The sequence below is a fragment of the Variovorax boronicumulans NBRC 103145 genome, from assembly GCF_001591345.1.
Lineage (GTDB): Bacteria > Pseudomonadota > Gammaproteobacteria > Burkholderiales > Burkholderiaceae_C > Variovorax > Variovorax boronicumulans.
The window spans coordinates 33,551-44,424 of sequence record NZ_BCUS01000046.1; the positions used below are offsets into that span (position 1 = coordinate 33,551).

The following is a 10,874-nucleotide window of genomic DNA, read 5'->3' on the forward strand; positions in this document are numbered from 1 at the left end:
CCTACCACTTCACCCGCACGCCCAGCGATCCGTTGACCGAGCTCTTCACCTTGGCATCGCCGCCCGACGACCAGAGCTTGCCGACTTCACCGTAGAGGCTGGTCGTCTGGCTCAGCGCCAGCGTGAAGCCGCCGGCCAGTTCGGTGCTGGTGCCGCCGGTGGGCGCCGCGATGTCGGTCGTGGTCGCGCCGTTCACGAAGCGCGCGATGTCGGTGCCGCTCGAAGTCTTGTAGACGTTGACCCGGCCATAGGGCTGCAGCACGCCCAGGCCGGTGTCGAGCTGGCCCTTGACCCGCACGCCCGCGCGGGCGATCCAGCCGCTGTCGGCTTGGGGTTGCGTGATGGCACCGACGATGGCCGAGTTGCCCAGGTCCATGTGATGGTGGATCAGCTGCAGCTGCGGCTCGATGCGCCAGCCGCTGCCGCCGATCGCGAAGGCCTGACCCACTTCGATCGAGCCCAGCAGGCTGTGGCCCTTGCCGCCTACGCCGGCGCCGAGCATCGGCTCGACCGTGTAGCGGTGGCGGCCCGACTGCACCACGGCATCGGCGTAGAAGCCGCTGTCGGCGGTGTAGGTGCCGTACACGCCGACGTACTGGCTGCGCAGGTCGCTGCGGCCCACGGCGAGGTGGCGGATGCCGCTGGCAAAGCCGCTCACGCGGGCATCGCCGTCGAGCTGGCCCACGTACAGGCCGGCGCGCCAGTTCGGCGTGGCGAGCAGGTCGGTGCCGGCCTGGAAGCCGGTGAGGCGGCCCTTGCTGGTGGGCGAGACGGTGCCGCCCTGCTGGATGTCGATGTCGGTGGAGAGCACGCGGGCCCAGGCGCGGCGGTCCGATCCCGTCGGTGTGCTCGCGGCGCCCTTCACATCGTCGTCGCCCACGCGCTTGCGCACATCGCCCAGCATCGCGAGGTTGCCCTGGCGCAGCTGGCCCGGCAGCGCGGCGTAGAGCGCAGCCTCCGGTCGGTAAGTGACGACGGGCAGGCCCACCGGTTGGCCCGGCGCGACCGCGTCGGTGGTGGAGCGCAGGTACCAGCTCTCGCCCGCGCCCTTCGCATCGGCGGCATGCAGGCGGTACTCGTAGGCGCCTGCGTCGACATGGCCGCCGGCCAGCGAGAAGGCGTCCTTCGTGGTCTGTGCGGTGGTGGTCGCGCCGTTCTGTGCGGTGATGACCTCGATGCCGTTGCCGCTCGTGAGTGCGCCCAGGCCGCCGAGGTTGCTGATCTGCACCGTGGTCTTGCCGCTGGCGACGGCGCTGGAGCCATCGAGCACGAGGCGGTCGGAGGGGCCGGTGCCGTTGAGCGTCGTGCTCAGCTTGAGCACGCCGTTCGTGCCGACGTAGGCGCCTTTGACTGTCAGCGTGGTGCCTGCGGTCACGCCGGCCAGCGACACAGTGCCGCTGTTGGCCAATGAAGCGATGGTCTGGTTGAAGCCCGCCAGGTCGAGCGTGGCACCTGTGGCCACGCTGTGCGCAGAAGCCGCGCTCAGCGTGTTCACCGCGCCGGCCTTCAACGTGCCTTGCGCCACGTTCGTCGCACCGGTGTAGGTGTTGGCGCCCGACAGCGTCAGCGTGCCCGTGCCCTGCTTGGTGATGAAGCCGCCGCCGCTGATCGCACCGCTCAGCGTGCCGCTGAATGCACCGGTGTCGATGACGGGGTCGTTGTTGCCGGTGAGCTTGATGGTGTTGGCGATCGTCAGGCCGTTCGCGCTGAAGCCCAGCGTGGTGTCGTCGTCCATCGAGAGCGTGCCGGTGCCCAGCGCCTGGTTGTGGCCCACGTTCAGGCGGCCCTGGCGCAGCGCCGTGCCGCCGGTGTGGGTGTTCTCGCCCGACAACGTGAGCGCGCCCGTGCCGACCTTGACCAGCGAACCGCCCACGCCGGAGATGACGCCCGAGATTTCGGTGTCGGTATTGAGAGCGCCCGTGGTCAGTGACTTCGCGCCGAGCAGCACGCGGCCTGCCCCTTCGAGTGATCCGATGGTGATGCCTGGCGTGCCAAGGTTGGACAGGAAGACCGTGCCACCCGCCTTGTTCACCACGCTCGCCTGCGCGGCCGTTGCGTTGTCGCGAATGTCCAGCACGCCGTCGCGCTCATTGACGATGGTCGCCTGCTCGGCGGAAGCGTCGCCCCAGAGGTAGGTCGTGCCACCAGCGAAGTTGGTGATGTGGGTCTTGCCTGCGTTGGCGTTGAACCAGACCATGACCTCGCCACCGCGGTTCTCGATGGTGGCATTGCCGGCCGTCGCGTTGCCACGGAAGTCGATCGAGCCGCCGGCATGCGCGGTCAAGGTCGCGTGGCCGGCCGAGGCGTTGTCCTGGAACTGGACGAAGCCGCCGTTGCCCGACTGGGCGGCGCCTGCCGTGATCTTTAGGCTTTCCGCATCCGCACTGCCGCTGAAGATCAAGGCCGCGCCACTGCTCACGCCCACCGGACCGGTACCCACCGCGCCTGTCACGCCCACATTCAAGGTGCCGCCATCGACCTGCGTGCCGCCCTTGTAGCTGTTGGCCGCCGTGAGCAGCAGCTCGCCGCCGCCGATCTTGCGCAGGCTGCCCGCGCCGCTCATCGTGCCTGCGAAGCTGCCGCTGGCCACCTGGTCGAAGACCACCCGGGCGTCGTTGACGATGGCGCCGCGCAGGCTGGTGGTGTCGCCCTGCAGCGTGCCGGCGCGCACGAGCGTTCCGCCGGTGTAAGTGTTGGCGCCCTGGAGGACCAGCGTGCCCAGGTCGTCCTTCGTGAGGCCGCCCGCGCCGCTCAGCACCGACGCGATGGTGGCCTGCATCTGCGCTCCCGAGGCCGTGCCGTCGCCGACCTTGATGACGGTGTTGGCGTTGCCCAGCGTCAGCGCGTCGCCGGTGACGAGATAGCCACTGGTGGAGAACTGCGCGCCGTCGATGCTGATGGCGCCGCCCGTGTTGTCCACCCGGACCGTGCCGGCCGCGCCGCCGAACAGCGCGAACTGGTTCTGCTGCCAGCCGGTGTTGGTCTTGCCGTTGGCGCCGGTCCAACTGTCGGACGGGTCGTTGAGGGTGGAGTTGCCGAGGCGCCAGGTGCCGGAGCCGCCGCTGATCGTGCCGTCGTTGTAGGTGGAAGCATCGCCGCCCGCGCCGTCCCAGAAGCCGAGCGACACGCCCTTGCTGTTGATCAGGTTGATCTCGCCCAGCACCGACGACTGCACGTGCAGGTCGCCGGCCGCCGTGCCTGCCGGCGCCGTGCCGATGTTCAAGCCGTTGTCGATCAGCAAGCCGGAGTAGCTGATCAGTCGGTACAACCCGGGCCCGAAGGTGCCGCCGGGCGCCTCTGCCACGTTGAGCGTGCCGTCGAGCACGAGGCCGCCGTTGACCTTGACGAGGTCGTTGAGCGGGCCGCCCGCCACGCCCGCCTGGCCCAGCTCGTAGCTCAGGAAGGCGCCGGGATCGAAGCGCAGCATGCCCGTGGTCAGCGTGCCGAGGTTGCTGCCCGGTGCGAGCGTCGCGCCGTTGGCGATGGTGACCTGGCCCGCGATGCTGCCGCCGCCGCTGAGCGTGGCGCCGCTCTTGACCTGCACCGTGCTCGTGCCCGTGGCGCTGCCGGTGGTGTTGTTCACGCGCAGCGTGCCGGCGTTGACCTCGGTCGCGCCGCTGTAGGTGCTGGCGCCCGTCAGTTCCAGCACACCCGTGCCGTTCTTGGACAGGGTGCCGGAGCCGCTGATGACGCCTGCGTAGCTCAGCTCGCCCGCGCGGTCGAAGACCAGGTCGCCGTCGTTGCTGATGCTCCCCGTGATGCTGCCGGTGGTGCCACCCGCGCCGATCTGCAGGATGTTGCCGGCCACGACGGTGGTCGTGCCCGTGAAGGTGTTGTCGCCGGTCAGGGTCAGCTTGCGCGCGCCCTTCTGCAGCAGGCTGCCGGTGCCGCTGATGTTGCCGGCGAAGGTGGTGTCGGCGCTGCGGTTGAACACCAGCGCGGCGTTGTTGGCGATGTGGCCGACGATGCTGCCGCTGTCGCGGATCTCAAGGGTGCCGCTGTCAATGGTCGTGCCGCCGGTGTGCGTGGCGTTGCCGGTGTAGACCAGCGTGCCCGCGCCGGTCTTCGTCACGTTGCCGCTGCCGGTGATGTTGCCCGCGAAGGCCGCATCGTTCGATCGGTTGAAGACCAGCGCCGCGTTGTTGGTGACGTTGCCGGCGATGCTGCCGACGGTGCCGCCATCGCCGATCTGCAGGGTGCCGCCGTCGATGGTGGTGCCACCGGCGTGCGTGGCGCTGCCGGTGTAGACCAGCGTGCCCGCGCCGGTCTTCGTCACGCTGCCGACGCCGCTGATGTTGCCCGCGAAAGCGATGCCGTTGGCGCGGTTGAAGACCAGCGCCGCGTGGTTGGTGACGTCGCCGGTGATGCTGCCGTTGTTGCCGCCGCTGCCGATCTGCAAGGTGCCCGCGCTGACCGTCGTGCCGCCGGTGTAGGTGTTCGAACCCGAGAGCGTCAAGGTGCCGGAGCCTTCCTTGACCAGCGAGCCCGTACCGTCGATGCTGCCTGCAAAGGTGGTGCTGGCGTTGGCCGACCCGACAGTCAGGGTGGCGCTGCCCAGCTGAACGGTGCCTGCGGTGCCCGACAGGCTCGAGGCACGCAGGTTGAAGCTGCCCAGGTCCAGCACGCCGCCAAGCACGGTGTACGCCGTGTTCTGCGACAGGGCCGATGCGGCGCCGGACCGCAGCGTGCCGCCGCGAACGGTGGTGCCGCCCTGGTAGGTGTTGCTGCCCGAGAGCGTGACCGTGCCGGTGCCCCATTTCGTCACGTCGCCCGAGCCGCTGATGGCGCCGGAGAAGGTGCTGCTGTCGGTGCGGTCGAAAGCCAGCGTGCCGTTGTTGACCACGTTGCCGATGAGGCTGCCGCCGTCGCCGATCTGCAGCGTCCCCGCGCTGATGGTCGTGCCGCCGGTGTAGGTGCTGGCGCCCGTCAGGGTCAGCGTGCCCGCCGTCGTTTTCACGAGCTGGCCCGTGCCGGTGATCGCGCCGGAGAAGTTGCCGGACCGCACCGTCGTGGCCTGGGCCGAGCCGGCGCCGGTCCGGGTGTTCAGCGTGCCGGTGCCCTGCAGATTGGCAATGGTGATGCTGTAGCCGTTCAGGTCGAGCGTGGCCCCCGCCTCCACGGTGGTCGACGCCACGTTGGCGAGGATCGTGCCGGCGCGCACCGCGTCCGACACCTGCAGCGTGCCACCGGCCACGACGACCGCCGCATTGCTGGTGACGGTGGTGGTGCCGCTGCCCAGGCGCACAGTGCCGTCCTCAGCGGCGCTGCCGAAGACGGCGGTCGCCCCGGCGCCCAGCCACAGACTGCCACCGATCCCGAGTGATTTGCCGCCTGCGGCGGCTACCGTGCTGCGCTGGCCGGTCGCGAAGGTCAGGTTGTTGGTCAGGTCGAGGCTCGAGGTGGCGGCCAGCGTGCCGCCGTCGAGCGTGACCGTGCCGGCGCCGAGCGCGCCGGCCGTGCCGATCTGCACCGTGGTGCCTGTCTTGATCGTGGTTCCGCCGAGGTACGCGTTGGGACTGCCCAGCGCCAGTGTGCCGCCGCCGTCGACCGTAAGGCTGCCGATGCCGGAGATGAAGCCGTTCATCGCCAACTGCGCGGGCGTCGCGCCGCTGCCGTCGACGGTGACCGCGAGATTGCCCGCGGGCAGGAATCTGCCGGCCAGCCTCCAGTTGCTGCCGCTGGCGGCATGGATGCGCGAGAAGCCCTCGAACGCGTCGTCCTCGATGTTCGTACCCTCTAGGCGCAGCGTGTTGCCCGTGCCCTGGGCGACCACGCCGCCGTTGAGCACGGAGCCTGCCTGGAGCGTGAGCGAGTTGTTGCTGCCGCCCAGCTGGAGCGAATTGGCGCGGGTCACCCCGTCGCCTGCGAGTCCACCGGAAATGATGCCGCTGTTGACGATGGTGAGATTGCTGCCGACGATGCCCGCGCCGCCCTGCGCATACGCACCCAGTTGCGTGCCGCCCTGCGCGCCGCCTTCACCGTTGCCGCCGGCACCGCCATAGACCGTCACGTTCACAATCGGATGGGTTCCTCGGGCGGCCAGGCCCTTGCCGCCGTTGCCGCCCGCGATTGAGCCGGCGTTGGTGATCGTCACGCCGCCCACAGGCACCACCAGCACGCCTGCGCCGCCGCCGCCGCCAGTCCCCTTCAGGGACGAAGTGCCTGTGAACGCATCGCCGCCGTTGCCGCCATCGCCGCCGAGGAGCGCCCCCGTCGTCTTGACTTCGAATGATTGGGTGGCGAGCACACTGCCACCACCGCCGCCGCCGCCTGCACCGCCAGGGTCTATTGAGCCGGCGTAGCCGCCGGTCCCCCCGTTGCCGCCGCTACCGGCCTTGATCGAGGTGGTGACAGGCGCGGAGCCGGTCCGGGCGGAACCGCCGCCGCCGCCACCACTGCCGTCGAGCCTGTCCGGGTTGTTGCCGCTCGACGCCGCAGCCCCGTTCGTTCCGTTGGCACCGAGGGCGCCCCCGGCGGCACCCGCGGCGGACTGATCGCCCTGCCCCCCATGACCGCCTTCACCGGTCGTGCTGTTGCCCGCCGTGTGCCCCACGCCATGGTTGCCGTTGACCAGGTAACCCCCTCCACCGCCATCGCCCCCCGCGAATGACGGCCCGGCCAGCATCAGCAGCGACGCCGCACCCGCCGCCGCCAGCGCCACGGCCCCGCGACTCTTCTTGCCCCTGGCGTGGGTGTGTTCGGAAACGGCAACCCAGGCGCCGAGTGCCGAGTTCCAGAGGCTGCGATGTGCTTTGTTCATGGGGAGGAAAACCTTGAGAAAGAGGGCCGCTTGCACCAGAAGCGGGCAAATAGTCAGCAAACATTTATTTTTGTAAATAAATTGTTTCAAACCCATCGCTGAAACTAGGTATTCGTGCGAAGTGGGTGCCCTGCGGAGTTTTCGGAAACTTCCGAAGGTCCAGCAATCCGGCGCGACAATCCGCCGCATGGCTTCCGCACCCGAACTCCCTCCCCTCAACCGCCAGTTCGTCGCCCACTTCGGCGAGATGGGCAGCAAGTGGGGCATCAACCGCACCGTCGGTCAGATCTACGCGCTGATCTTCCTGTCGGAGCGCGCGCTCAACGCCGACGAGATCGCCGAGATGCTGGAGTTCTCGCGCTCCAACGTGAGCATGGGTTTGAAGGAGCTGCAGGCCTGGCGCCTCGTGCACCTGCGCCACCACGCGGGCGACCGGCGCGAGTACTTCGAGGCGCCGAAGGACGTGTGGGAAATCTTCCGCGTGCTGGCCGAGGAACGCCGGCGCCGCGAGATCGAGCCCACGCTCTCGATGCTGCGCAACGCGCTGCTCGAATCGCCCACCAGCGACGCCGAGCGCCACGCGCAGGCCCGCATGCGCGAGATGCACGACCTGATCGACCGGCTGATGAAGTGGTTCGACGACGTGCAGCGCCTGGCGCCCGAGACCGCCATGCAGCTCATGGGCATGGGCGCGACGGTGACGAAGGTGCTGACGCTCAAGGACCGCCTCACGGGCGGTGCGTCGAAGAAGAGCAAAGGCCCCGCGGGCGAAACCTGAGTCGCGCCGCGAGACTGAGGGAACGGACGGGGCGCTACGCCCTCACAGCCGTTCCTGCCCCTGCGGGGTTTCCGGCGTGCCGAGCTTTTCCTTGCGGATGGCCTCGTCGTCCATCAGCTCGTACCACATGGCGTTGAGCACGGCGAAGGCGGCGGCCAGCGGCAGGCCGAGGATCCAGGCGAAGTACCACATGTCTTTTTCCTTCCCGTTTCAGTAGGCGTGCCCGCTCTCGTCGCGGATGGCTTGCTCGTCGACCTTGCCCCACAGCACGTGGTAGACCCAGGTGGTGTAGGCCACGATGATCGGGATGAAGATCGCGGTGACCACCAGCATGATGAACAGCGTCAGGTGGCTCGACGACGAATCCCACACCGTGAGGCTGGCGCGCGGGTCGATCGACGACGGCAGGATGAACGGGAACATCGACGCGCCCACGCTCAGGATGATGCCGGCGATGCCCAGTGCCGCCGTGAGCAGCGCGAACCCCGGCCGGCGCAGCACCAGCCCGAGCAATGCGCCCAGCGTGCCGACGAAGCCCGCCGCCGGCGCGGCGATGGTCCAGGGGTGCGCCGCGTAGTTGCCCATCCAGGCGCCGGCATGCAGCTCGACGGTCTTGAGCATCGGGTTCGACGGGCCCACCGCGTCGACCACGCTGCTGATGCGAAAGCCCCCGATGCCCATGGCCAGCCACACACCGGCCAGCGCGTAGAACACGAGCGTGAGCACCGCCGCGACCATGCCGTAGCTGCGCGCACGCTCGGCCACCGGCCCGGCGGTCTTGAGCAGCAGCCAGGCCGCGCCGTGCATCACCAGCATCGCCACCGACACCAGCCCGCAGAGGATGGCGAAGGGGTTCAGCAGGCCGAAGAAGCTGCCGTCGTAGAAGATGTGCATGTCGGCGCCGAAGCGGAACGGCACGCCCTGCAGCACGTTGCCCACGGCCACGCCGCAGATCAGCGCGGGCACGAAGCCGCTGAAGAACAGCACGCCGTCCCAGCGCGCGCGCCACTGCGGCGACTCGCGCTTGCTGCGGAACTTGAAGGCCACCGGCCGCAGGATGAGCGCCGACAGGATCACGAACATCGCCAGGTAGAAGCCCGAGAACGACACGGCGTACAGCTGCGGCCAGGCCGCAAAGACGGCACCGCCGCCCAGGATGAGCCACACCTGGTTGCCCTCCCACACCGGGCCCACGCTGTTGATGACCACGCGCCGTTCGATGTCGTTGCGCGCCGCAAAGGGCAGCAGCATGCCGGCGCCCAGGTCGAAGCCGTCGGTCACCGCGAAGCCGACCAGCAGCACGCCGATCAGCAGCCACCAGATGAAGCGCAGGGTGTCGTAGTCGAGGAGTGTGTGGAGGATCATGCGGCGCTCCCGGTCGAGGCAGAAGAGGAAGACGTGGCGGCACGCGCCGGCGGAATGTGCGAGCGGGCATCGCCCTCGGTAGGCGCATGCTCGACCTCGGACCCCTTGCGGATGGCCTTGAGCATCAGCTTCATCTCGATGATGAGCAGCGTGGTGTAGATCGCGATGAAACCCGCGAGCGTGATCAGCAGTGTCGTCACGCCCAGGTTCGACACGGCCACCGCGGTCGGCAGCACGCCTTCGATCACCCAGGGCTGGCGACCGAACTCCGCCACCAGCCAGCCGGATTCGATGGCGATCCACGGCAGCGGAATCGCCCACACCGCGACCTTCAGCAGCCAGCGGTGGCGGTCGAGCGCACGGCGCGCCGACAGCACGAAGAAGGTGCCCGTCAGCAGGATCAGCAGCATGCCGATGCCCACCATCACGCGGAACAGCCAGAACAGCGGCGCCACCTGCGGCACGGTGTCCCACGCGGCCTTGGCGATCTGCTCGTCGGTGGCCTGGCGCGGGTCGTCCACGTAGCGCTTGAGCAGCAGCGCGTAGCCCATGTTGATGCCGTTGTCCTCGAAGTCGCCGCGCACGCCCTGCGTGACCTTGTCGGTGCCGCCGGCCTCGCGGATCTTCTGCAGCGCGTCGTAGGCCTTCAGGCCCTCGCGGATGCGGGCCTCGGCGCGCTTCACGAGCTCGTCGATGCCGGGCATCACGGTGTTGAGCGAGCGCGTGCCGATGAGGCCCATCACCGCCGGGATGTGGATCGCGTAGTGCGTCTCGCGCGCCTTCTGGTCGGGGAAGCCGATCACGGTGAAGGCGGCGGGCGCGGGCTGCGTCTCCCACATGCCTTCGATGGCGGCCAGCTTCATCTTCTGGTGTTCGCCCGAGAGGTAGCCGCTCTCGTCGCCGAGCACCGCCACCGACAGCGCGGCGGCCAGGCCGAACGATGCGGCCACGGTCATCGAGCGCTTGGCCAGCTCGATGTGGCGGCCCTTGAGCAGGTACCACGCCGACACGCCGAGCACGAACACCGCGGCGCACACATAGCCGGCCGACACGGTGTGCACGAACTTGGCCTGCGCCACCGGGTTGGTCAGCACGGCGGCGAAGTCGGTCACCTCCATGCGCATGGTCGCGGGGTTGAAGGCCGCGCCCACGGGGTTCTGCATCCAGCCGTTGGCGATGAGGATCCACAGCGCCGAGAAGTTGGAGCCGATGGCCACGGCCCAGGTGGCCGTGAGGTGGCCCACCTTGGAGAGCTTGTCCCAGCCGAAGAAGAACAGGCCCACGAAGGTCGCTTCCATGAAGAAGGCCATGAGCCCTTCGATGGCCAGCGGCGCACCGAAGATGTCGCCGACGTAGTGGCTGTAGTAGCTCCAGTTCATGCCGAACTGGAACTCCATCACGATGCCGGTGGCCACGCCCATCGCGAAGTTGATGCCGAACAGCACGCCCCAGAACTTGGTCATGTCGCGCCAGATGACGCGCCCGGTCATCACGTAGACCGTCTCCATGATGGCCAGGATGATCGACAGTCCGAGCGTGAGCGGCACGAACAGGAAGTGGTACAGCGCCGTCACGGCGAACTGCAGGCGCGAGAGCGCGACGATGTCAAGGTCCATGGGGGCTTCCTTTATATGTTCTGTTCGTTCGTTGCTCGGTCGGTCAACTCATCAATCGGGGCGCAGGCCGCGCAGCACGGCCTCGAAGGCCTCCGTGCCACGGCGCAGGTCGGCGACGATGCGGCCCTGCGCCATGCACACGAGGCGGTCGGCCAGCGCGGCTTCGCGGCGCAGGTGCGTGGCGATCAGCAGCGTGCGCGCACCGGCCTGCTGCGCCAGGCGCTGCAGCACGTCGTGCGCGGTGGCGGCGTCGAGCGCCTCGGTCGGTTCGTCGAGCAGCCACAGCGGCACGGGCCGCAGCAGCAGCCGCGCGAGTGCGAGCCGGCGCGACTGCCCGCCCGAGAGGCCGAGGCCG

At 69.1% G+C, this 10,874-nt stretch carries 6 protein-coding genes; 1 reads left to right on the forward strand and 5 read right to left on the reverse strand.

Annotated elements, in window-relative coordinates:
* Position 1: 1 nt before the first annotated feature.
* Positions 2 to 6,760: an autotransporter-associated beta strand repeat-containing protein gene (locus VBO01S_RS15240; RefSeq protein WP_169805055.1), complete on the reverse strand. Its 6,759-nt coding sequence runs from the start codon at positions 6,758 to 6,760 to the stop codon at positions 2 to 4.
* Between the two features lie 187 nt (positions 6,761 to 6,947).
* Here VBO01S_RS15240 and VBO01S_RS15245 point away from each other — a divergent pair, with 187 nt between their 5' ends.
* Positions 6,948 to 7,538 (forward strand): GbsR/MarR family transcriptional regulator, encoded by a 591-nt coding sequence (locus VBO01S_RS15245; protein ID WP_062475786.1) that lies wholly within the window; start codon positions 6,948 to 6,950, stop codon positions 7,536 to 7,538.
* A 42-nt stretch (positions 7,539 to 7,580) separates the two neighbouring features.
* Here VBO01S_RS15245 and cydX read toward each other — a convergent pair whose 3' ends face one another.
* From cydX to VBO01S_RS15265, 4 genes are all read right to left on the reverse strand, one after another.
* Positions 7,581 to 7,730, reverse strand: a complete 150-nt coding sequence (gene cydX / locus VBO01S_RS15250; RefSeq protein WP_062475789.1) for a cytochrome bd-I oxidase subunit CydX — start codon at positions 7,728 to 7,730, stop codon at positions 7,581 to 7,583.
* A gap of 18 nt (positions 7,731 to 7,748) precedes the next feature.
* Positions 7,749 to 8,903, reverse strand: coding sequence for a cytochrome d ubiquinol oxidase subunit II (gene cydB, locus VBO01S_RS15255; RefSeq protein ID WP_062475791.1), 1,155 nt, complete (start codon positions 8,901 to 8,903; stop codon positions 7,749 to 7,751).
* Positions 8,900 to 10,519, reverse strand: a complete 1,620-nt coding sequence (locus VBO01S_RS15260; RefSeq protein ID WP_062475792.1) for a cytochrome ubiquinol oxidase subunit I — start codon at positions 10,517 to 10,519, stop codon at positions 8,900 to 8,902. Before VBO01S_RS15260 ends, cydB begins: the two co-directional genes overlap by 4 nt.
* Positions 10,520 to 10,570: 51 nt before the next feature.
* Positions 10,571 to 10,874, reverse strand: a 304-nt coding sequence (locus tag VBO01S_RS15265; protein ID WP_157627373.1) for an ATP-binding cassette domain-containing protein, incomplete at its 5' end; no start/stop codon positions are given.

Bases quoted from the DNA above. Each gene is read 5' to 3' on its own strand.
- VBO01S_RS15260 (WP_062475792.1), bottom strand. From the start codon at position 10,519: ATGGACCTTGACATCGTCGCGCTCTCGCGCCTGCAGTTCGCCGTGACG.
- VBO01S_RS15245 (WP_062475786.1), top strand. From the start codon at position 6,948: ATGGCTTCCGCACCCGAACTCCCTCCCCTCAACCGCCAGTTCGTCGCC.
- cydB (WP_062475791.1), bottom strand. From the start codon at position 8,903: ATGATCCTCCACACACTCCTCGACTACGACACCCTGCGCTTCATCTGG.
- cydX (WP_062475789.1), bottom strand. From the start codon at position 7,730: ATGTGGTACTTCGCCTGGATCCTCGGCCTGCCGCTGGCCGCCGCCTTC.
- VBO01S_RS15240 (WP_169805055.1), bottom strand. From the start codon at position 6,760: ATGAACAAAGCACATCGCAGCCTCTGGAACTCGGCACTCGGCGCCTGG.